This window comes from Marinomonas ostreistagni (genome assembly GCF_016461785.1).
Classification (GTDB): Bacteria; Pseudomonadota; Gammaproteobacteria; order Pseudomonadales; family Marinomonadaceae; genus Marinomonas; species Marinomonas ostreistagni_A.
Window position 1 is genome coordinate 55435 of sequence record NZ_JAEMUH010000014.1, and the last position, 21975, is coordinate 77409.

Below are 21975 nucleotides of genomic sequence, written 5' to 3' on the forward strand. Positions count from 1 at the left end.
ACAAAAGGTCGCAATTGCGACCTTTTTGCTTTAAGGAGAACTGTATGTCGAGCGTAGTAATTAGAGTATTAGTAGGCTCTACCAATCCCGTTAAGAAAGGGGCCGCGATGAAAGCATTCGCTAAGGCATTCCCTGATCATGCTATTCATTGTGAAGATCTTAACGCTCCATCAGGTGTTGCTGATCAACCTATGAATGAGCAAGATACCAAGCTTGGAGCACAAAACCGAGCGACTTATTGTGCCCATTTTGATAGCCAACAGAAATACGATTACTACGTGGCTATGGAAGGTGGCGTGGATTATTTTGATGAAGGACCCGCAACCTACGCATACATCACCGTCCGTAATCAGCAAGGGCGAATGATCACAGGACGCACAGCCAATTTACCGTTACCTCAGTTCGTCTATCAACGCCTTGAACAAGGCGAAGAGTTAGCTCATGTGATGGACGATATATTCAATCAGCACAATATAAGACAAAAGGGCGGTGCTATCGGTGTTTTGACAAACCATATCGAAACCCGTGAAAGTGTTTATATGCAAGGGTTAGTGTTAGCTCTCGCGCCGTTTTTACACAGTGAGATGTTTTATGAATTACCTGTATGATTTCTATATTTTTGATGCGGACCACACATTATTTGAATTCGATGCTTTTAAAGGGCTTAAGCACATGTTTGCCAATTTTGATGTGCAGTTTAATTTGGAAGATTATGAGTTCTACCAACAAACCAATAAGCCATTATGGGTGCAATATCAAAACGGAGAGATAAGTGCCGACACATTGCAAACTGTGCGATTTAGCCACTGGTCTAAAAAGCTTAATATAAATCCTCAGGAGCTCAATGAGCGTTTTTTAGACAGCATGGCTGAAATTTGCGAACCGTTGCCACATGCTAAATTGTTACTAGAAACGTTAAGAGCTAAACGAAAAAGTCTTTCTATACTCACCAATGGCTTCACAGCCTTACAGCAACGCCGATTAAATAAAACGGGATTGGCTGATGTATTTGACCACGTAATTATTTCTGAACAAGTTGGCTTTGCAAAACCAGATGAACGCGTTTTTAAACATACTCTGGATAAACTAAATATCCATCAAGACCAAAAGAGTCGCGTGCTAATGATCGGAGATACGTTTGCTTCAGATATTGTTGGAGGACAACGGGCAGGTATTCAGACGTGCTGGCTAAATCTCCACAACGAACAACTTACTGATGAACAGATTAAGCCAACGTATGAAATTAAGTCTTTAAAAGACCTGATGGCATTATTAGAGCTTTAATAGATCTAGAATAGGTCTAATATTTCCGATAAATGTTATTATCGGAAATAACATAATATTAGTAATTAAGGCCTTTTCTCGTAATTTCTTATTAGACTCAAAGTAAAATTATAAAACCGTACGTTTTACAAGATGATTCGTCAAAACGAATTCATCTTTTGTACAACCTAAGTCTATCGGGGAAATAAATTCTTTTATCGCTGACTGGGGTCAGCTCGTACGCCGTATTCCGTTTCGTACGCCCCGATTCTATCGGGATTAAATATATTTTTATCGCTGACAGGAGTTAGCTCGTAAGCAAGACTCCAGCAAAGAAAATAAAGCCAACATAGCTGACTAGCGTCTGATTGTACGACTCAATTTCATTGGAGAAACAATGCTCAAATCGCTCACAGCTCGTATGATCCGATTCTATCAGTAGCCATCCTTGTTTATTTCTTAATCATTCGATTGACATCTCGTCTTAAAAACGAGTTAATAACAAAGTCTTATAAAGACATTCCATTTAACCCTAAACCGATTCGGAGGCCATTATGACTTGCATGCATTCCATCATGACAACATCTACAACTGCGTCTCGAATTTATGTCCGAACAGCCAATAAGGCTTCTGGCATTCGCGTTTAGTGTTGTTTATTACATTGATCGCGAGAATTTACGCGGTCAAACAAGCAATTAAGTCCACTCCTCGTAAATTCTCATGATCTCCCTATTTAGGAGAATATTATGAGTTTTATCGCATTATTAAATTTAGTTAAAGAATACGTTGAACAACGTCGCCTTAACCAAACTTTCAGTCATCTTGATAATCACGTTTTGCGTGACATTGGTTTTGTACGTACTGATGCAGGTATTCGCCCATTAAATCCTAATGCAAAAAGCGAAACACCACCTCCCCAAAGTGAGTTAAATCCTAGGTGATGAATGCTACTGGAGGCAGGATCAATAAAACATTACTGATTGACCTGCTTCCTTTGTCTACTCACTAAGGCATCACCCAGTATTGAAAAATACTGTTGGAACATCTCATTGATCATCAAACGCTGCTCACCATTTGGATATAAACCAAGTTTGGCTTCATCTGTTTCTATTGTACCTCTCACCAAGAAACGACTATTGGGTAAACAGTCCTCAATATACGCTTCAAACGCACGTGCACATATTTCTTCTGGCTTTGAGTAGTAGAAACTATTCAGTCGAATATCTGTTTCTCTTGAACAAATAAACAGCGGACTTGGCTCCTTACCGTCAACTGACAACAAAATCGTTTCGTAACATTGAGCCAGTAATGTATTCAGGGTATGAGGCCCATATGGGTAATCGTTTAACCATAGTTTCGAGGCGAATACCATGCGGTCTGCAATAGGAAACATCTTGTCTGCCATGTAGTGATCAAATGCATGAAACCACTCATGCGCAAGACTACCGGCTCCAGCATTCTTCGCTAGCGAAAGTTTTTTAACTGCAGGCATGTAGTGAGCGGAAACACCTAACTGCCCGCCTTTACCGTACTGCAACCCCAAAGATCCTTTTAGGGAGATTACAGATTCTGGAACTTTTAAAACATGCATCAGATCCATTAAAGCTTGATAAAAATTTAAGGCTGCTCTATCACGCTCTTTTGGTGTCACCCAATGACCAAGTTCAATGCTTTTAAAGCCAAATTGACGTCGTATTTCGACAAAGTTCATGAATGTTAGTGTATTAGGATAATTTGAAGTGTGTCTCTAAATTTTATCATAGGGATGCATGTTTGATTCATATTTAACTCTTTAAATTCGTGTAATTAAGTGAAGAATACTACCCTTTATTCAATCGACTACCTTCTAGTTCGGAACCTCTATGACACAATTACCGCCAGCAAGTAACATCCCTAAACATGTACAATATTTACGTGTACTTGCACTTGGTTTTTGTGCGTTTATTTTCAACACATCTGAGTTTGTTCCAGTTGGCCTGTTAACTGGAATCTCAAATGACTTTAACATTTCACCCTCTCAAACAGGATGGATGTTAACTATTTATGCCTGGATCGTTGGTGTGATGTCGTTACCAATGATGTTGCTGACCAGTCGTATTGAGCGAAAGAAACTCTTACTTGGAACATGCTCAGTATTTATAGTCAGCCATGGCTTCTCAACGATTGCTTGGGACTTTAACAGCCTCTTAATTAGTCGCATTGGCGTCGCTTTTTCCCACGCAGTATTTTGGTCCATCACCGCATCTATTGCCATTCGCGTTGCCCCTCCTGGTAAGATGAATTTTGCCCTCAGTGTACTGGCAACGGGCACGGGTATGGCAATGGTGTTAGGGGTCCCACTAGGCAGATTAATCGGTCAACATTTGGGCTGGCGAATGGCTTTTGAAGTGATTGGTCTAGCAGCATTAGTCATTACCGCATTGGTATTTCGCCTACTACCGCCCTTGCCAAGCCTTACAAGCACTGATCTTACAGCCAAAGTAAAATCGGTATTCACGAACAAGCGGTTGTTCATCATGTATTTGTCTGTTTTTCTGGTATTCACAGCCCATTACGGTTCTTATAGCTACATTGAACCGTTCCTAATGGATTTTGGTAGAGTTTCCAGTAATTTAACCACTGTTATTCTGCTTACATTTGGTGTGTCAGGGATTATTGGCAGTACATTATTTAGTTACCTTGGCGAAAAGTACGGTGCTCAATTGATGATTGGTAGTGCTGTCGGTATGGCCCTATGTATGCTTTTTCTAGCCATTGCTTTAGCATCTGAAACGGCTCTGATTGTTATCACCGTTATTTGGGGGGCAGCTTTAATACTGACCTGCTTGGCCATGCAATCCAGAGTTCTGAGTATCGATACTAGTGCATCAGATATCATCATGTCGCTATTCTCTGGCATCATCAACATGGGAATCGGAGCTGGCGCACTGCTGGGTTCTATCAGCATAGAGCAAGTGGGGCTTGGTAATATAGGCTATGTCGCTTCAAGTGTTGCGTTTCTAGCAATATGGGTTGTGATCTATATTGCTAGAATGAATATCACACCTGTAGCAGTTAGCGGTGGTGGACATTAGGCGCCTTAGCACAGCAATGAGGCTTATGACGCGCATTAGCTCGTATGTTGTCGCTAATCTCCTGTGCCGCTCGGTATCTCCAACGCCACCAAAGTGATTTACAAGGCAGCACATTGAGAGCTGAAAGCGAATCAATAACTTCTTCAAACGTTATCAAAGAGGCATCATAGTGAAATACGATGATGCCGCTTGAATCATTGAGCTTAATTAATTCAACAGGGGTAATGTCGGTGAAATATAGCTCAACCAAAGGGATGGTTAAGCTATTCAGCCCAGTGAACTTTAAGTTGATTTTATGACGGTAAGCAGAATGCTTTATTGCAGACATACCACCTCCCTATTTTCCTAACCAAAACCACCAAATGATAAAAGCAATGGCAGCAAGCCCCATCAGATTTAGAAAAATCATGACTTCCTAGCTCCTTTCGTAGTTGAACTTGGTTTGTACCAACGCAATCGATTTGCATTAACGACAACTGTAATCGATGACAGTGACATAGCTGCACCTGCGACAACTGGACTTAGAAGCCAGCCCGTTAATGGGTATAACAACCCTGCGGCAACAGGGATCCCTAAGGAGTTATAACCAAACGCACCCCAAAGATTTTGTTTTATATTACTTAGTGTGGCTTTGCTGATTTCAATAACATTTGCGATATGGTTTAAATCACTACCAATCAGCGTAATATCAGCGCTCTCCATGGCGACATCTGTACCAGCACCCATTGCGAAGCCTACATCTGCTTGAGCTAATGCTGGCGCATCGTTAATACCATCTCCTATCATGCCGACCGTTTCACCTTTATCTTGTAATTGCTGAACAAAGGAGAGTTTATCTTGCGGCAACATATTAGCCTTGAATTCATCAATACCCACAGCTTTTGCAACAACTTCAGCTGTATCAGCATTATCTCCAGTGAGCATGATCACCTTAATATTATTCTCATGTAACTGTTTAATGGCAGCCTTAGCACTTGGTTTTATTTTGTCTTCAATAACAAAACCAGCCATCAGCTGTTTGCCTTTAGATAGATACACATGCGAACCCGCACTGAGCTCAAATTTTAAGTTGATAGTTATCCCTTTTTGCGTCATCAGCACAGCATTACCTAGCGCATAATCGATACCATCTATGGACGCTATAACCCCTTTGCCAGGTACATTGTCAAAGCTTTCAATCAATTGCTCTTCTGCACTGTCTGAGTACTCTAACAAGGCCTCTGCTAATGGATGGTTCGCTCCTGATTCAAGGCTTTTAATGATGCTTTTGATAGCATGCTCATCATCACCTATCAGCTTCACTTCGCTGACAGTTGGTTTACCCTCTGTAATAGTTCCCGTTTTATCAAGCACAATCGTTGTGATTTCACTCGCTTTTTGAAGTGCATCACCATTACGAATTAAACCGCCGTATTCAGCCGCCTTACCGACTCCGATCATGGTCGATATAGGCGTGGCTAACCCTAATGCACAAGGGCATGCAATGATCAAGACGGACACAGCTGCAACCAGCATGTGAACGGCCGCAGGTTGAGGACCGAAATTTAACCATGCCATCGCAGCTAAGATAGCTAAAATTATGACACTTGGTACAAAGACTGAAGACACTTTATCTGCCAAGCGACTGATCGGCGGCTTAGAGTTCTGCGCCTTACCTACCATGGTGATGATTTGAGCCAACAACGTATCACCGCCTACTTTTGTCGCTTTATATACAAACCGTCCATTTCCATTCACGGTTCCTGCAGAGACAGTGTCACCTTCAGTTTTTTCAACTGGGACTGGCTCACCTGTCAACATAGACTCATTGATAGAGGACTGCCCTTCTACAATCACACCATCAACAGGTAACTTATCACCGGATTTTATTATGATGTGATCATCAATCTTGATTGCTGAGATATGAACCGTATGTGTTTTGCCTTCTTGTATTACATTTGCTTGCGAAGGCTGTAGGTCTAATAGACGCTTTAGCGCCGCACTGGTCTTCCCTCGGGCTTTTACTTCTAGAGCCTGCCCCAAATTAATCAACCCTAAAATCATAGTGCTGGCTTCAAAGTACAAGTGTCTTGAATTAGCAGGAAGCCACTCAGGTAGTAAAACGACAGACATGGAATATAACCAAGCAGCACCAGTGCCTATTGCAATGAGAGTGTCCATATTGCTGTGGCGATGTTTAAAGGCACGCCACGCACTGCGATAAAAATGCTTTCCACTGTAATACATGACAAGCAACGAAATCGCCCCAACAACCCCCCAGGCGACTTGTTCTTCAGCTGTCGTTACCATCATAGAACCACCAAGAAGCCCCCACAGCATAAGCGGTATACCGATGACTAGGCCTGCAGCTGAAAAGCGTACCTTGGTGTGATATTCATCTAGCTCTCGTTGAGCTCGCTCATCCTGCTCTTTTAGAGGGTCTTTGATCTGCTCTGCTTCATAGCCAGCATTTTCTATCGCTTTTATTAATTCATTTGCAGGAGCTTGGCCTTGAACCTGGGCTGTTCGGCTTGCAAAGTTTACTTCTGCTTCCGTTACATCAGGCAGTGCTTTAAGGGCTTTTTGAATGGTATCGACACAGCCAGCACATGTAATTCCCCTTAAACTTAGCTGTACGGCAGGATCAGAAACCTTTTTCTGTTCAGGTTCTTTTGAGTGAACTCGCTCAGTTGAATTGATATTATCTTCAATTGATGTGCTTTTTTCACCAATTGAATAAATACCATCAAACTGATATCCCACATCCTGAACGATTGATTCAATATCGGATGCGTCTAAGCGTGATCGAACGGTGAGCTTTGATTCATTTGGCATACCTTCTACTTCTGCCATTGGGTCCATATCAATGATTTTCTTCCTGACCTTACTCACACAACCTTGGCAAGACATGCCTACAACTTTGTAGTGTACGGCTGAATTAGCAGGTTCATACTTTCCTTTAAACTGAAAACCTGCTTTGGCAACAGCCTGGCTGAACTGCTCTTTCGTCATGTCGCTCATTAAGACAATTCGGTCTTCTTTAGGAAAACCTTCAATGTCAGAAGCTGATGAAATGGATTGAATTTCATTGCGGAGCTTTTTGACGCAACCTTGGCAATTAAGCCCCTCTACACGATAAGAATTTTCTCGATGAGCTCGTTCAGTCATTTTTACCTCCATTTCCACAGCAGTCATCTGGCTTATTCCATTCCTCAATCAAGCAGCAAATGGAATGCCCATTAGGAACGCCATCCTGCATTTCATCCCAGGCAGATAAAGCAGCTTCCATTCTATGTAAATGCGATTGTAGCTGAGCAATTTGTTGCTTCACTTCTGGGACTTTTTGCTTTAAAAGATCTCTAACTAATGGGCACGGCGAGTCTCCCGAATCCGATTGCTCAAAGATTACCTGCACTTGCTTAAGGCTGAAACCTAACTCTCTAGCTTGCTGTATGAACCTTACTTTGCGTAGCGCTTCATTATCGTATTGATGATATCCATTTTCTGGGTTTCGATTCGCTTTTATTAAACCTTCTCGAGTGTAATGCCGAATGGTTTCGGGCGTTACATTGGCTGTATTAGCAAGTTCGCTTACTTTCATTGCAACCTCCGTAAATCAATTATGAGGACAGTTTAAAACCTTTGGGTAACACAAGGGTCAAGCAAATTTGAAAATAGGCATGTTTATTACAAGACAGTTGCTAGTTTGCAAAGTAGAGTAGAACAAAAATCTACTGCATCAATGAGTGATCTATGTTCTCAGCACTGTCCATGGCCTTAACCCCTATTCTGCTTTTAGGGGGATTAGGCATTTTTCTAACAAGACGAACAGAATATTTGGATAGCCCACAATTAGGTTCTCTTGTCTCAAACGTTGGATTACCTGCTCTACTACTGTCTTCTGTATTAAAAATGGACATGGATTTGGGGGGAATGCTTTCCATTGTGGCAGCCACCCTTCTGTGTCTAATGGCTATGCTAGTGGTTTCACTGATTTTTCTAAAAATCATGAAGCTGCCTTCACGCTATTACTTGCCGCCATTGGTAAATCCCAATACAGGTAATCTTGGTATTCCTGTTGCTTTTGCGTTATTTGGTGAAGAAGGCCTTACCGTTGCAGTGGTCGTAAGCTCTGTCGTGCAAGTGAGTCACTTTACATTGGGCGTGGGTTTTATGTCCGGCAGTTACCGGCCAAAAGAGCTTTTAAAAAATGGTCCAGTGGTCGCATTAATTCTAGGGGTGTTAGCCTTACTCTTTAATGTCTCACTACCTGCTCCGATATTAAAAACACTGGAAATGTTCAGTGCGATCACATTACCTATTATGTTAATGCTATTGGGTAAGTCTTTAGCGAATTTGTCCTTCAAACAAAGCAACACGCTTTACCGCGCCATCATTTTTGCTCTTTTTAGACCGTTTGTAGGGGCAGGGATTGCAGCGTTAGTTGTCCCTTGGTTTGCGTTCTCTGAGGTTGAGCAAGCTGCAATCATTGCTTTACAAGGTATGTCAGTTGCAGTCATCAGTTATATGTTAGCAACGAAATTTGATGGCCCTAAAGACGAGATAGCATTGATGATTTTACTATCATTGCCTGTTTCATTGGCCGTCGCAGCACTGGTTTGGTGGATGAAAATTGCTAATTAATAAAGACAGATAACTTTATTCTTCGTTTTTATCACTCCACCACTTCGACGTAGGGTGATACGGAACCATCCATGTTCAACTGGAGAATTGAGAACGGCATACTTTGCATATTTATTCCAATGCTTGTTGCTGATGGTAATGGTGCAACCAAACCTTTTGCGTTGGCTGGTGGATTTGCTAAAAATTCTTTTACGATAGCGGCAGGAATATTTCCTTCAAACAAGTAACCACTCTGAGATAAAGAAGTCTGACACGAACGAGCGTCTAGAGGGACTCCATAACTGTCTTTGATTTTTTCTAATGCGTTTGAAGAATGAATAACTGCGCTCATACCCTGCTCGGTTAATCCATCAACCCAATCGCCACAGCAACCACATGAACGGCTAATGTGGACATCGAGTGTATTATCTTTGGGCAAAATACTAGTTTCACTTGCACTGTATAGCCAAGGGCTTGGAAACAATAAGAACAGTAAAGAAAGTGTACGGATTACATTCATAGTCATGCTTAAAGAGTTGTATTATCTTTAAGATATTAGCAAGAATGTAGAGGGTGCATCTGCGTTAGTTTATTGAAATAACGTTTTTTCCGTAATAACCGAAACTTACAACAAACTGTGCACTGCATATAAGAAAGGGAGCAAAGCTCCCTTTCTTATATCGAATAGGTTATTTCTTAAGCGTCCAATTCACTTGGCGTCCAGCATAAAAAGGCACAATAGGTTCACCGGTTGGTAAATCAATTGATTCAGGTACTACCCACTCTTCACGTACTAGCGTAATGGTATCCGTGTTGCGCGGCAATCCGTAAAAATCAGCACCATGTAGGCTAGCAAAACCTTCTAACTTATCCAATGCATCTAACTCATCAAATACTTGCGTGTAAAGCTCAATAGCTGACCAAGCACTGTAGCAACCTGCACAACCACAGCCAGATTCTTTGCGATGCTGAGCATGTGGAGCAGAATCCGTGCCTAAGAAAAACTTAGACGAACCTGTTTTGACCGCTGCACGAAGCGCCTCTTGGTGAGTCGAGCGTTTTAGAACAGGTAAACAGTAGTTATGCGGGCGAATACCGCCATCTAGCATATCATTACGATTCAACATCAAATGCTGTGGTGTAATAGTCGCTGCTACACCATCACGTGCAGACATAACGAAATCAGCCGCATCCTTAGTGGTAATGTGTTCAAATACCACTTTTAAGTGAGGTATTTTCTCAACAATTTTCACTAGGTGCTGATCAATAAACTCTTTTTCACGGTCAAAGATATCAATGTGCTTTTGAGTGACTTCACCGTGGACTAATAAAAGCATGCCTTCATCGGCTAATGCTTCAAACACAGGGTAAAGGCTATCTAAGGAGCTTACACCAGCGTCAGAATTCGTTGTTGCACCAGCTGGGTACATTTTAGCCGCAGCAACACCCGCTGCTTTTGCAGCGCGAATGTCTTCTGTTGACGTTTTATCAGTAAGATAAATGGTCATCAAAGGAGCGAAAGAGTTCCCCGCTGGAATCGCCGCTTCAATGCGCTTACGGTACTCTACTGCTAATTGTGCATTGGTCACAGGCGGAACAAGATTGGGCATAACAATCGCTCGTGCAAAGCAGCGAGCAGTCGCCGGTACAGTTTCCTTAAGCATGTCGCCATCACGGAAGTGTAAGTGCCAATCGTCTGGACGAATAATCGTAATTTGATCCATCTTTAATCCTGCTTTTTAAAAAATATTATTTCAGTTAAACCTTTTTCCCCGATGGAATCGGGTCGTATGAGAAGAGGTTCCCCCCGCTAAGAAACCAAGGTCCTACATTCCAATACAAACCAGGTCGTAGGCAAATTTTTTTCAATAAAAAGCCGAGCATTGCTCGGCTTTTTTAAGAACTTAGTCTTTATTACGAGGACGTGGTTTACGGTCGCCACGGTCTCCGCGATCACCACGCTCTTTATTAAAATTACGTGGACGTCGGTCACCACGATCGCCTCGGTCGTTACCTTGACGACGGCGGTTACCGCCTGCTGGACGCTCACGCTCGAAGATTTTGTCATCGGCATTTTCAAGCATTGTTAGATCACAGCGTTGGCCACATATACGCGTCTTCGCTAGTTTGCCAACCGCTTGCTTACTCATATCAGCAGGTAGATCCACCGTAGCGAAATCCTCGAAGATTTCAATATGACCGATCATACGGCTGTCTAGATCAGCTTCGTTTGCGATTGCTCCAACGATGTTGCCCGGCTTAACACCGTCACGGTAACCCACTTTAACAAGGTAACGCTTCATCTCTATAGATGGGTTATCTTTCAGTGGCAGTGCTTCTTTAGTGATGTTACGAGGCTTACGTGGACCACGATCACGGTCACCACGTTCGCCACGATCTGGACGTTCACTGCGCTCACGAGGCTTGATCTCGATCTCTTTCAACAATAGAGGTGTTTTACCTTGAGCCATGTAAGCTAACGCAGCAGCTACTTTAGTAGGGTCTACTTCGTTTTCTTTCTGGTAGCCTTCCATCAATTCGATGAAGAAATCTAAGTCTTGGTTATCGATTGTGTCAGTGATACGTTGCTTGAAGCGAGTAACTCGTTGCTCATTGATGTCTGCCGCAGTTGGAAGCTGCATACGCTCAATAGTTTGACGAGTTGCACGTTCGATTTGTTGCAACATGCGGCGCTCACGGTGACCAACGAATAGGATCGCAGTACCAGAACGACCTGCACGACCAGTACGACCGATACGGTGTACATAAGACTCAGTGTCGTATGGAATGTCGTAGTTAACAACGTGGCTAACTCGATCAACGTCAAGACCACGAGCCACAACGTCTGTTGCAACAAGAATGTCAATCTGACCTTTCTTGATACGCTCAACAGTACGCTCACGTAGGTTTTGACTGATATCACCGTTTAAGGCTTCACAAGCATGACCACGTGCCGTCAATTTCTCAGCAAGCTCAACAGTTGCCGCCTTCGTACGTACGAAGATGATCATACCGTCGTGTTCGTTCATTTCTAGAATACGTGTCAACGCATCAAGCTTATGAAGACCACTTACTTGCCAGTATTTTTGAGTGATAGTCGTTGCAGTAGACGTCTTAGTTTGGATCTTAACTTCTTTCGGGTTGTTAAGATGTTGTTGAGCCACTTTACGAATGACACCTGGCATCGTTGCAGAGAACAATGCGATTTGGCGTGATTTAGGTGTGTGCTCCAGAATCCACTCAACGTCGTCAATGAAACCCATACGTAACATTTCATCTGCTTCGTCTAGAACAAGCGATTGAAGGCCGTCTAATTGAAGCGTCTTACGACGAATGTGGTCCATGATACGACCCGGTGTGCCTACAACTACTTGTGCGCCACGTTTAAGTTGGCGAAGCTGAGAGTCGTAAGACATACCACCGTAAATCGGTAGCACGTGAAAATCTGGAATGTAACGAGCGTAGCTCTGGAATGCTTCAGAAACCTGAATAGCCAACTCACGTGTTGGCGCCAACACCAATAATTGTGGTGCTTTATTTGCTACATCAATGCGAGATAGCAATGGCAGAGCGAATGCCGCCGTCTTACCCGTACCTGTCTGCGCTTGACCTAGAAGGTCATGCCCTTCTAACAAAAATGGAATACTTTGCGCCTGAATGGCAGAGGGTTGTTCGTAACCTAGTTCACTAACCGCTTTAAGAATTGGGGCGGCCAAACCCAGAGAATCAAAAGTAGGCTGAATATCAGCGTCAGACATGTAGATGGTAACCTTTAAATAGGATAAGAGACGTGCGAGGATTCGCACCGAAAAAATCAATCGCGAATTCTACTGCAAAATACACCGAATTGCTAGTTTTATTCTAAACAAGCAAATATGGGCTATATTTTTCTACTTCTTACCAGCGAATTTACGGGTGTGCTTTAGAGTCTAGCAGAATTGCAAGCCAACGCATCTTTTGGTTCGCTTCAAAAGCAAATTTTAAGATGATCGTTAATGGTATTGAGAGCAACATGCCAACCGGTCCAAATACCCACCCCCAAATCATCAAAGATAGGAACACTACCAAAGGTGACAACCCTACCCCTTTTCCCATAAAACGCGGCTCAATGAAGTTACCCATAACAAGATTCACCAATAAAAAGCCAGCGCCTGTCAAGAATGCATCAAAGCTACCCAACTGAACAAATGCTAAAAACATTGCAGGAATCGCGGCTATGATAGAGCCAATATTTGGAATAAAGTTCAAAAGGAATGCACAAACACCCCATAGTATTGGGAAATCAACGCCTAGAGCCCACACCCATATACCAATAAACAAGCCTGTGCCTATACTGATAAGCGTCTTGATCATTAAGTAACGATTTACTGTTGCAATAAAGCGATCAACCTTTTCCATCGAAGATGAGGCATCACCTAACGCATAGGTGAGTTTTTTAGGAATCTCTGCTGCTTCAAGCAAAATGAATACAACAATCATGATCACTAAAAAGACATTCGTCAGAACACTACCAAGGCTCGTTAACGTATTAGTAAACAGATTCATTAATGAGGAAGGATCAACGTAGCCTCGAATCTGCTGATAGGAAATATTAATGCCAAAGTTATTTAGCTGACTGAAAACACTTGCCATCTCAGTGCCAAAACGTTCTCGGTAAGTCGGTAATTGTTGCGAAAAATTATCTAAAGAAGCGGCAACCAAAAGTCCGACTGAACCCAAACAAGCCAAGATAAGCAGCACAATCAAAATGATAGAAAGCCAAGTTGGTACATTATAACGACGTAAAGTGTTTTGAAGTGGTGAGCAAATGATGGCAATAAACACTGAAAGCATAAATGGCACGACAATTTGCGACGCTTCTTTGAGGCCTGCAATAATCAAGATAAATGCAGCTATACCGACTAACCACTGTGTCGTACCACTATTTTGACTCATTTGTATTTCTTCTCCATTACATATATCCGTATTTAGTAGGGATAAATTCCCTGAGCGTAATCCACTAAATCTTGCAGCATCATTCGCTTACTATCCGATAAAGAGTCATCATTTGCTAGCGCCATAATACGCTTTTCAAATTCTTGCATAGTAATGCTCCCTCCTCCATCTTCTTGCAATAACTTGACACGACGGTGCTCTTCCCAGTCTTCACGCTGTTCGCTCGTTAATTGCTCTGGGTAATTTCGGGCAAGATAACGCATAAACATTTCAGGTAATCGTCGATCATCGAATGTTAATTCCAATTCCCCTAAAATCTCACTCGGGGTATTTCGTATTTCTTCCATACGAGTCTTATCGTCTCTAGAAAAGAAGCCACCACTGTAAAGCATCAAGTCAGGGTCTTTATCAATACTGTCAAATTCCTGCATGAACACTTGAGTCAATTTAGCCGCAAGGCCTGGACTCTGTCGTAGTAAAGAAAGATTGCTTCGGCAGATATCGCCATTAAGACCTAATCGCTTTACAACAGCTTCGTCTTTCAAAAAAGTGGCTGGCGCTACAGCAGGGCATTTATTTAAGTGGATCACTTTTAGGGGTAAACGCTCGACTTCACCAAGCTCATCTTTTGAGGAAAAGACTCGACGCTGGATTTCCTCAACACTCAATTCTAATAGCGATTGAGCATTCGCCATAAGGTCAAATACGATGACACCATTTTTATTGGTCGGATGAGGCGCAATCGGCGCTACGAAGGCTGCGAACTTCTTATCTTGACCAAACATCCCAGAGATATGCAAAAAAGGTTTCATACGTACTGGATCAACAAACTGTTGTAAGGAGCCTTTATCCCGCATAGAAAAGTAATAATCGAAAAGTTTTGGCTGCTTTTCTTTTATTAGTTTCGCCATGGCAATAGTGCCATATACGTCCGATAACGCGTCATGTGCTTGTTCGTGCAAAATGCCGTTAGCTTTTGTAAGGTCTTCAAGTTTGAACGAAAAGGAACCGTCTTCTTTTTTTGGCCATTCAATACCATCTGGACGCATTGCAAAGGTCATACGAACTAAGTCAATCACATCCCAACGAGAGCAGGCGTTTTGCCATTCCCTAGCATAAGGATCAATAAAGTTACGGTAAAAGCCATACCGAACTACCTCATCATCAAAGCGAAGGGTGTTATAACCCAAAGAACAAGTACCGGGAGTAGCAAGCTCTTGTTCTATTTTCGCCATAAATTCTGCTTCACATAGCCCTTCACGTATTGCATGTTGTGGCGTGATACCTGTTAAAAGGCAGGCTTCGGGGTGCGGCAAGACATCGTCGGCAAGCTTACAGAAAAGATTAATGGGCTCACCAATAGGATTAAAGTCTAAATCTGTACGAATTCCAGCAAACTGCATTGGTCTGTCTTTTGCGGGATTTACTCCCGTCGTTTCAAAGTCGTACCAAAAAAAAGAGGTAGTCGCACTATTACTCACAAATAAATCCTGTTTGGTTTTAAGAAAATGGGTATTATACGCATGTAAACAAGAACTTGGCGATTAAGGAACAGTTATGTCGACTCCAGCTCAATGTCCTTGCGGCTCAAAAGCGCATTACGAAATGTGTTGTGGAATGTACCACAATAACCCAGGTACGGCCCCTACTGCTGAAGCCTTAATGCGCTCACGTTATAGTGCTTTTGCGTTACAAAAATTTGATTATATCTCAATGACTCAAAAGTTAGAGTCTGACCCTGACCAAAACCCGGAAGACATATCTGATAGTAATGGCCGTACTCAATGGACCAGTCTGGAAATCCTCGATACCGTTGACGGGGGCCCCAAGGACAAAACCGGGATGGTCGAATTTGCTGCCCACTTTAAAGAAGGTAGCAATACTGGTCGCTTAAGTGAACGTTCATTGTTTGAGAAGGTTAATGGCGAGTGGTTCTATGTATCGGGCGAACATGAAATACAAGGACATACTCCATATGTTGCCCCTGAGAGTGCAAAATTAGGAAGAAATGATCTTTGTATTTGTGGCTCAGGAAAAAAATACAAAAAGTGTTGTGGTTAAGAAATTCTATAAACTGGTTAAGTTCGTGCATTTTCTGCCTTATGGTTTAATGTGCGAACAGCCAAACAGTGAAACTATTTCATTTCACCTTCTTGTTCCCATTTCTTCTTAACCATTCGAATTTTCGAGTCTTGCTTTATGAAACAATCAACTAATTTAGGGTCAAAATGTTTACCTGCATTATCGCGTAGATACTGGTAGGCTTCCTCAATAGGCCATGCTTTTTTATATGGGCGCTCCATAGTTAAAGCATCAAATACATCAGCAATGGCTACAATTCTCGCTGTCAAAGGGATTTCTTCACCAACTAATCCCGAAGGATATCCAGTACCATCCCATTTTTCATGATGGCCTAAAGATACTTCCGCAGCCATTTTAAAGAGCGGCGCATCACTATTACCTAAGATATCTGCACCTATGGTTGGATGTTGCTTCATTACCTCCCATTCTTCAGCGGTTAATTTTCTTGGGGCTTTGAGAATACTATCGGGGATACCAATTTTACCGGTATCATGAAGTGGGGCAGCTAAATGAATATTTTCAATACTTTGTTCATCCCAACCTAACGCTTCTGCCAAAACAGCACAGTAGTCAGCCATGCGCCACATATGGTTTCCAGTCATTTCATCATTGTAGGTACCAGCTTCACTTAACATTTTAACAGCTGAAGTAAGCGCTTCTCTTAATTGGTTCGTTCGCTGCTTAATGATAAACCGATTTTGTTTGTCTTGCTGCGCCAACGCCAAATGACTCGCCACTCTTGCTAGGGTTGTTAATGGCGCTACGGGCTTAGTTATAAAGTCTACAGCGCCAACCTCAAAGCCTTCTTGTTCATCCTCAATGGCAGTCATGGCAGTCACAAATATTATAGGGATATGAGACGTGTTTGGATTCTGCTTAATAGCTTCGCAGACTTGGTAGCCGTTCATTTCAGGCATCATTACGTCAAGTAGGATTAGGTCTGGCATTTGCGCCGCCACTATTGTCAGCGCCAATTTACCGTTTTTTGCGACCAGTACATCGTACTTGTCTTGCAAAATACCTTTCAAAATATGGATGTTATCAACATGGTCATCTACAACTAACACTTTGTATCGTTCAGACCTGTGATTGATACTATCTATAGATTCATCTAAATAATTCAAATCAATCATTTTTTGCCGCCTTACTACAACTCAGTTTTTAGCATTTTTAAATGACTTATTGCTAAATCATAGTCGTAATTATGAACGTCGGTTTGCACGCGCTTTAAAACATGCGCATGATCTTTACCTACTTGGCTCATAAGTGGATCGATATGATTGGAAACATCAGCTACACCCATTTCTAACTCTTCGATCAAAGTTTCAATTAACATTAATGCTTCACTACTAACAGACGATTCTTGATTTTTTTTCTCTAAGGCAACATTTTCATTTTGATGATTACATAGATAAGCCTCAATTCGAGACATAAGTTCATCTGCCGCTTCCGAAACGCGATTTATTTGAACGGTATGCGCCTTGTTACCGCTGTTGCCGCCTTCGGCTAGCTCTTTTTCTAGCTGAGCAATTTCCGATGCAAACTTATCTCCACCGATATTAGCAGCACTACCTTTGATACTATGTAGCTCATATGTCGTCATCGGCACATTAGTAGACTCTGAAGTAAAAGGAGCAAGTAATTTTACAAATCGACTCAACATATCAAGATAGCGCTGATGGTCACCACCTATTCGATATAAACCTAGATCTGAAGCGAATACTGGTCTATTTTCTGTTGAGCCGCTTATGACAGTATCGGCACTGTGTCCGACTAGCCATTCTTCTAACTTATTGAGTAACAACAAAGGGTCCAAAGGTTTCGTCAAGAAGTCTGACATTCCAGAATTCATTGCCACTTCCCTATCTGAATCTAACACGCCTGCAGTCAAAGCTAGTATTGGAGGATGTGCATCACCTAAATACTGAATGATCGCTTGAGTTGCTTCGAAGCCATCCATAACAGGCATTTGCACGTCCATTAAGATCAAATCAAATGACTCTTTTTTCACGGTTTCTAATGCTTCAGCGCCATTTTGAGCCACCACTACCAACACACCAAGCTTCTCTAATAATGCGCTGGCGATTTCCGCGTTAATCGGATTATCTTCTGCCAATAGAATTTTTTTACCAAGCAAGCTGTCGCACTCGTGATAACTTTGTAATGACTCATCAATAGAATGATGAACAGGAGCAGAACTTTGCGCATAACTGTTCAGTTTAGCTTTTGTCAAAAGTGACACTCTTCGCCATTGATTATGACCATGATGATGAGCCCCCCTCCCATAGACTAAAACCTGACCACTAAAATTACTGTTTAGTTTTTCTTTATCCTGTGTAGTCAAGTTCGAACAATGACTGTCACTGATTATGAGGTATTGTTGTTGACTGCAAATATGAACAAGTTGAACCAATTTGAATTTGACAGAGAAACAATCTAATAGACCAATTAACTCTCTATCCGTTTCTAATACACACAATTCCGCGTTTAGCTCTGTATTTACACTCACATCATCAGTTGACCGAAGTGGAATCTCTATATAGAAAGTTGACCCTTTTCCGATCAGGCTTTCAAAATAAATAGTCCCTCCCATCAGCTCAACGAGACGCTTTGAAATGCCTAACCCTAATCCAGTACCACCAAAAAGCCGCGTTGTGCTGGTATCTGCTTGACTGAAACCTTCAAATAGATCATTTTCCGTATCAATCCCTATGCCTGTATCCGTTACCTTGAAGCGTATCCCATTGTCATATCGCATCACGTCTAGAGATACACTGCCCTCATGGGTGAATTTGACGGCGTTACCCAATATATTCACCAACACTTGTTTAAGTCTGGTTGCGTCACCTTGTAAGGTATCCGGTAATAAAAAGTCTCTTCTGACAGTAAAATCTAACTGCTTTTCTTCTGCTGTAGTACGGCAAATCTGGTAGGTATATTCAAGAACATCATCTAATTGGAACGCGATCGATTCCAACTTAAGTTTTCCTGCTTCAACTTTTGAAAAGTCTAAAATGTCATTAATAATTAGTAGAAGGCTGTTAGCAGAACTTTGAATTTTGGTGACATAGCTTCGCTGTTTTGGTTGTAATTCTGTATCTAGGACTAAGTGAGACATACCGAGAATGGCATTCATTGGGGTGCGAATTTCATGGCTCATCGTAGCTAAGAAATCAGATTTAGCTTGTGTAGCAGCTTGCGCAGCCGTTGCGGTTTTTTGCAGCTCGTTCGCTAATTTCTTAGTCTGGTTGTAGTTTTTAATGCCCGAGGATACTTGCTTTATTAACATCCAAATAATAACTAGCATAATCAACGTTAAGCCAGTCACTAACATACCAAGATAATGGTAAAGCGTTGCCATGCTATTACGTTCAGTTACCTTGTCAGCAGATCGCCTTTCAAGCGCGCTGAAAACAACGGATTCAGTGGTTTCTAAAAGCTTTTCTACATGCCCAACTATTTTGCTTTTATCAATTTGACTAGGGCTTTCAACAAACAGCAATGCGTCTATGGCATCCATATGAACTCTTAATTCAGCACGATACGCATCTGCATGTTCTATGTCATTAAACAGATGTTTTAGTTGCCCAGCTGAAATTATATTCAAACGACTGTATAAAATATCAAATCTTAGCTGCGCTTCATCAAGACGTTCTCCCTCTTGATCGACACTTGGCGAATCAATAAATAAACGAACAGCATTACGAAACTTCAATGCTTCTCGATCAAGTTGGTAGGATGCCCACAGGGCATCCTCCTCTGCAGCCGATAGCAATTGCTTTTGACGTTCTAAAAGTTGCACATACAGCAATACGACAATAACCAAAAAGATGGCTGCAGCCGCAACTAATATCCCAATTAAACGTCCATGTTTATATTTAAGAAACGTCTTCATCTATTGTAACTTATTCAACCGTGATACTTTTCACCTGCCAAACTGATCGATTATGAATGACTTCATTGTTCAAAGAGGGATCTTTTGCGAATGGGTATAGAACGAAAATAGGTCCCTTGTCTCGAATCGACATTGGCTTGCCATTCATGTCCATAGCAAGCAAAACCTCATGATCGAAGGCATCTTGAGCAGGCACATTTGCACTGTAATCGTTTATAGCAGTTACTGACAAGTTTTTACCTTTTGCTCCTACCGCTTCGAGTAAAGCCTTTAGCGTTGGACCGTTAAAAGTATTAACACCTTCTGTCCAAGGTGTATCGGTTACCAGTTCTTGATTATCCAATGCTAACAACATAGAGCGATCAAACTGCGCTCCAGAAGCACTGTTAGTATGAGTAATATCTCCCGATACCGTTAATATGACACGCCCTTGTGGGGCTTCCAATGCCTGCGCAGCGCTTACAGAAAACAGGACACCAACAGCACTAACAAATAGATTTTTTCTTACAGCAGAAAACATAAAACAGCCCTCTAAATAAAGGTACAAAAGATTCATTAATATTTCCCAATACTATAGTTAGTAATGTGATTTAGTCATTGATAGGTTACTAATCTTTACGCAATCACAACCCAGTTATACGAAGCATGGAACGCATTGTGTACAAACATCAACCAAGAGGGCTTAATAAGCTTGCAAAACGGTTGCAGTCAGGCTCGACTAAACGTATCGTACAAATTACTGTAAGAAAATAACGAAGTTGTATATTGATACCTCACTTCCTTTGGTACGGATAGATTAATGAACTCCCTAACACTTGGTCCCCTTAATAGCGCCAACGGCGAAATCCAAATCCCTGGTTCGAAAAGCTTATCAAACCGCATTCTCCTTCTTGCCACGTTAGCAAAAGGCACAACTAAAATCACAAACTTGTTAGACAGTGATGATATTAAGCACATGCTGAATGCACTTAAAACCATGGGAGTAAATTATCAGCTGGAAGATGAAGGTCGCACTTGCATTTTAGAAGGTCTTGGCGGACCGATATGTGTTGAGAAGGCTGACCTGTTTTTAGGCAATGCTGGTACGGCTATGCGCCCATTGACAGCGGCATTGTGTCTCGGCACTGGCGAGTATCGTTTGCACGGTGAACCACGTATGCACGAGCGTCCAATTGGCGATTTGGTAGATGCGCTAATAGATCTAGGTGTCGATGTTCAATACGAAGATAACAAAGACTACCCTCCGCTTTTGATCAAAGCTAATGGTATCCAAGGTGGCGAAGTGTCTATTAAAGGCAATATTTCTAGCCAATTCCTTACCGCGCTTTTGATGAGTGCGCCATTAGCAAAGGGCAATTTAACCATTAAAGTTGATGGTGAGTTGGTTTCGAAACCATACATTGACATTACTTTATCTGTCATGAAACAGTTTGGTGTAGAAGTTGAAAACCAAAACTACGAAGCGTTTGTAATCAAAGGCAACCAAACTTATCAAAGCCCTGGCGAAATCATGGTGGAAGGTGACGCCTCCTCTGCTTCTTACTTTCTTGCGGCTGCAGCGATTGCTGGCGGAAAAATTAAAGTTCATGGTGTTGGTTCTGAAAGTGTACAAGGTGATGTCAAATTTGCTGAAGTGCTGGAAAAAATGGGCGCAAAAATCACTTACGGACCAACATGGATTGAATCGGAACGTGGTGAATTAAATGGCATCGATATGGATATGAACCACATTCCTGATGCTGCCATGACTATTGCGACAACGGCGTTATTTGCTAAAGGCCCGACAACAATTCGTAATATCTACAACTGGCGCGTAAAAGAAACTGACCGTTTGTATGCCATGGCGACTGAACTTAAAAAGCTCGGTGCGGATGTGGTAGAAGGTGAAGACTACATCACCGTTACACCAGTTGATGCGTTACAGCACGCGGCTATCGATACTTACAACGATCACCGTATCGCTATGTGTTTCTCTTTGGTAGCGTTTTCTGATACGCCTGTAACGATCAATGACCCTGGCTGTACATCAAAAACCTTCCCAACGTACTTTGAGTTATTCAATAGCATCACAGGGTAATCTAGATAAAATTTATTTAAGGCCAGCATCGCTGGCCTTTTTCATAA

At 42.0% G+C, this 21975-nt stretch carries 19 protein-coding genes; 7 read left to right on the forward strand and 12 right to left on the reverse strand.

What is annotated here, in order from left to right:
• Positions 1-44 precede the first annotated feature (44 nt).
• From yjjX to JHD44_RS14565, 3 genes are all read left to right on the forward strand, one after another.
• Positions 45-608, forward strand: coding sequence for an inosine/xanthosine triphosphatase (yjjX, locus tag JHD44_RS14555; RefSeq protein ID WP_199463495.1), 564 nt, complete (start codon positions 45-47; stop codon positions 606-608).
• Positions 592-1284, forward strand: a complete 693-nt coding sequence (gene yjjG / locus JHD44_RS14560; RefSeq protein WP_199463496.1) for a pyrimidine 5'-nucleotidase — start codon at positions 592-594, stop codon at positions 1282-1284. Before yjjX ends, yjjG begins: the two co-directional genes overlap by 17 nt.
• 725 nt (positions 1285-2009) lie before the next feature.
• Positions 2010-2204 carry a hypothetical protein gene (locus JHD44_RS14565; protein WP_199463497.1) on the forward strand — a complete coding sequence of 65 codons (195 nt, stop codon included), beginning with the start codon at positions 2010-2012 and terminating at the stop codon, positions 2202-2204.
• Positions 2205-2236: 32 nt separating this feature from the next.
• Here JHD44_RS14565 and JHD44_RS14570 read toward each other — a convergent pair whose 3' ends face one another.
• Positions 2237-2974 carry a CLCA_X family protein gene (locus JHD44_RS14570; protein ID WP_199463498.1) on the reverse strand — a complete coding sequence of 246 codons (738 nt, stop codon included), beginning with the start codon at positions 2972-2974 and terminating at the stop codon, positions 2237-2239.
• A 151-nt stretch (positions 2975-3125) separates the two neighbouring features.
• Between JHD44_RS14570 and JHD44_RS14575 the strand changes: the two genes are divergently transcribed.
• Complete coding sequence (locus JHD44_RS14575; RefSeq protein ID WP_199463499.1) at positions 3126-4337, forward strand: sugar transporter; 1212 nt, start codon at positions 3126-3128, stop codon at positions 4335-4337.
• On the opposite strand, the gene JHD44_RS14580 is transcribed toward JHD44_RS14575, so the two are convergent.
• From JHD44_RS14580 to JHD44_RS14590, 3 genes are all read right to left on the reverse strand, one after another.
• The gene (locus tag JHD44_RS14580) at positions 4318-4665 is read right to left on the reverse strand and encodes a hypothetical protein (RefSeq protein WP_199463500.1); all 348 of its coding nucleotides are present in this window, start codon (positions 4663-4665) and stop codon (positions 4318-4320) included. The genes JHD44_RS14575 and JHD44_RS14580 overlap by 20 nt on opposite strands.
• A gap of 77 nt (positions 4666-4742) precedes the next feature.
• Positions 4743-7484, reverse strand: a complete 2742-nt coding sequence (locus tag JHD44_RS14585) for a heavy metal translocating P-type ATPase (protein ID WP_199463501.1) — start codon at positions 7482-7484, stop codon at positions 4743-4745.
• Positions 7477-7917, reverse strand: a complete 441-nt coding sequence (locus tag JHD44_RS14590) for a MerR family transcriptional regulator (protein ID WP_199463502.1) — start codon at positions 7915-7917, stop codon at positions 7477-7479. The genes JHD44_RS14585 and JHD44_RS14590 overlap by 8 nt, the downstream gene beginning before the upstream one ends.
• A 152-nt stretch (positions 7918-8069) precedes the next feature.
• On the opposite strand from JHD44_RS14590, the gene JHD44_RS14595 reads away from it, so the two are divergent.
• The gene (locus tag JHD44_RS14595) at positions 8070-8960 is read left to right on the forward strand and encodes an AEC family transporter (protein WP_199463503.1); all 891 of its coding nucleotides are present in this window, start codon (positions 8070-8072) and stop codon (positions 8958-8960) included.
• Between the two features lie 31 nt (positions 8961-8991).
• Here JHD44_RS14595 and JHD44_RS14600 read toward each other — a convergent pair whose 3' ends face one another.
• The 5 genes from JHD44_RS14600 to sbcB form a co-directional block, all read right to left on the reverse strand.
• On the reverse strand, positions 8992-9459 hold the full coding sequence (locus JHD44_RS14600; protein ID WP_199463504.1) for a DUF411 domain-containing protein: 468 nt from the start codon (positions 9457-9459) through the stop codon (positions 8992-8994).
• 169 nt (positions 9460-9628) lie between these two features.
• On the reverse strand, positions 9629-10663 hold the full coding sequence (pyrC, locus tag JHD44_RS14605; protein ID WP_199463505.1) for a dihydroorotase: 1035 nt from the start codon (positions 10661-10663) through the stop codon (positions 9629-9631).
• Positions 10664-10843: 180 nt separating this feature from the next.
• Positions 10844-12697 (reverse strand): DEAD/DEAH box helicase, encoded by a 1854-nt coding sequence (locus tag JHD44_RS14610; protein ID WP_199463506.1) that lies wholly within the window; start codon positions 12695-12697, stop codon positions 10844-10846.
• Between the two features lie 151 nt (positions 12698-12848).
• Positions 12849-13874, reverse strand: a complete 1026-nt coding sequence (locus tag JHD44_RS14615; protein WP_199463507.1) for an AI-2E family transporter — start codon at positions 13872-13874, stop codon at positions 12849-12851.
• 32 nt (positions 13875-13906) lie between these two features.
• Complete coding sequence (gene sbcB / locus JHD44_RS14620) at positions 13907-15355, reverse strand: exodeoxyribonuclease I (protein ID WP_199463508.1); 1449 nt, start codon at positions 15353-15355, stop codon at positions 13907-13909.
• 76 nt (positions 15356-15431) lie between these two features.
• On the opposite strand from sbcB, the gene JHD44_RS14625 reads away from it, so the two are divergent.
• A complete protein-coding gene (locus tag JHD44_RS14625; RefSeq protein WP_199463509.1) occupies positions 15432-15935 on the forward strand; it encodes a YchJ family protein in 504 nt (167 codons plus the stop codon).
• 74 nt (positions 15936-16009) lie between these two features.
• Here the strand turns inward: JHD44_RS14625 and JHD44_RS14630 are convergent, their stop codons facing one another.
• The 3 genes from JHD44_RS14630 to JHD44_RS14640 are packed head-to-tail and all read right to left on the reverse strand — an operon-like array spanning position 16010 to position 20407.
• The gene (locus JHD44_RS14630) at positions 16010-17089 is read right to left on the reverse strand and encodes an HD domain-containing phosphohydrolase (RefSeq protein WP_199463510.1); all 1080 of its coding nucleotides are present in this window, start codon (positions 17087-17089) and stop codon (positions 16010-16012) included.
• Between the two features lie 14 nt (positions 17090-17103).
• The gene (locus tag JHD44_RS14635; protein ID WP_199463511.1) at positions 17104-19851 is read right to left on the reverse strand and encodes a hybrid sensor histidine kinase/response regulator; all 2748 of its coding nucleotides are present in this window, start codon (positions 19849-19851) and stop codon (positions 17104-17106) included.
• 10 nt (positions 19852-19861) lie between these two features.
• Entirely contained in the window at positions 19862-20407 is a 546-nt protein-coding gene (locus JHD44_RS14640) for a molybdopterin-dependent oxidoreductase (RefSeq protein ID WP_233402169.1), read from the reverse strand.
• 243 nt (positions 20408-20650) lie between these two features.
• On the opposite strand from JHD44_RS14640, the gene aroA reads away from it, so the two are divergent.
• Positions 20651-21928: a 3-phosphoshikimate 1-carboxyvinyltransferase gene (aroA, locus tag JHD44_RS14645; RefSeq protein WP_199463512.1), complete on the forward strand. Its 1278-nt coding sequence runs from the start codon at positions 20651-20653 to the stop codon at positions 21926-21928.
• Positions 21929-21975: the final 47 nt, after the last annotated feature.

Bases quoted from the DNA above. Each gene is read 5' to 3' on its own strand.
- JHD44_RS14570 (WP_199463498.1), bottom strand. From the start codon at position 2,974: ATGAACTTTGTCGAAATACGACGTCAATTTGGCTTTAAAAGCATTGAA.
- JHD44_RS14615 (WP_199463507.1), bottom strand. From the start codon at position 13,874: ATGAGTCAAAATAGTGGTACGACACAGTGGTTAGTCGGTATAGCTGCA.
- JHD44_RS14610 (WP_199463506.1), bottom strand. From the start codon at position 12,697: ATGTCTGACGCTGATATTCAGCCTACTTTTGATTCTCTGGGTTTGGCC.
- JHD44_RS14635 (WP_199463511.1), bottom strand. From the start codon at position 19,851: ATGAAGACGTTTCTTAAATATAAACATGGACGTTTAATTGGGATATTA.
- JHD44_RS14630 (WP_199463510.1), bottom strand. From the start codon at position 17,089: ATGATTGATTTGAATTATTTAGATGAATCTATAGATAGTATCAATCAC.
- JHD44_RS14575 (WP_199463499.1), top strand. From the start codon at position 3,126: ATGACACAATTACCGCCAGCAAGTAACATCCCTAAACATGTACAATAT.
- JHD44_RS14600 (WP_199463504.1), bottom strand. From the start codon at position 9,459: ATGAATGTAATCCGTACACTTTCTTTACTGTTCTTATTGTTTCCAAGC.
- yjjX (WP_199463495.1), top strand. From the start codon at position 45: ATGTCGAGCGTAGTAATTAGAGTATTAGTAGGCTCTACCAATCCCGTT.
- JHD44_RS14640 (WP_233402169.1), bottom strand. From the start codon at position 20,407: ATGAATCTTTTGTACCTTTATTTAGAGGGCTGTTTTATGTTTTCTGCT.
- aroA (WP_199463512.1), top strand. From the start codon at position 20,651: ATGAACTCCCTAACACTTGGTCCCCTTAATAGCGCCAACGGCGAAATC.
- JHD44_RS14595 (WP_199463503.1), top strand. From the start codon at position 8,070: ATGTTCTCAGCACTGTCCATGGCCTTAACCCCTATTCTGCTTTTAGGG.
- JHD44_RS14580 (WP_199463500.1), bottom strand. From the start codon at position 4,665: ATGTCTGCAATAAAGCATTCTGCTTACCGTCATAAAATCAACTTAAAG.
- JHD44_RS14585 (WP_199463501.1), bottom strand. From the start codon at position 7,484: ATGACTGAACGAGCTCATCGAGAAAATTCTTATCGTGTAGAGGGGCTT.
- JHD44_RS14565 (WP_199463497.1), top strand. From the start codon at position 2,010: ATGAGTTTTATCGCATTATTAAATTTAGTTAAAGAATACGTTGAACAA.
- JHD44_RS14590 (WP_199463502.1), bottom strand. From the start codon at position 7,917: ATGAAAGTAAGCGAACTTGCTAATACAGCCAATGTAACGCCCGAAACC.
- pyrC (WP_199463505.1), bottom strand. From the start codon at position 10,663: ATGGATCAAATTACGATTATTCGTCCAGACGATTGGCACTTACACTTC.
- JHD44_RS14625 (WP_199463509.1), top strand. From the start codon at position 15,432: ATGTCGACTCCAGCTCAATGTCCTTGCGGCTCAAAAGCGCATTACGAA.
- yjjG (WP_199463496.1), top strand. From the start codon at position 592: ATGAATTACCTGTATGATTTCTATATTTTTGATGCGGACCACACATTA.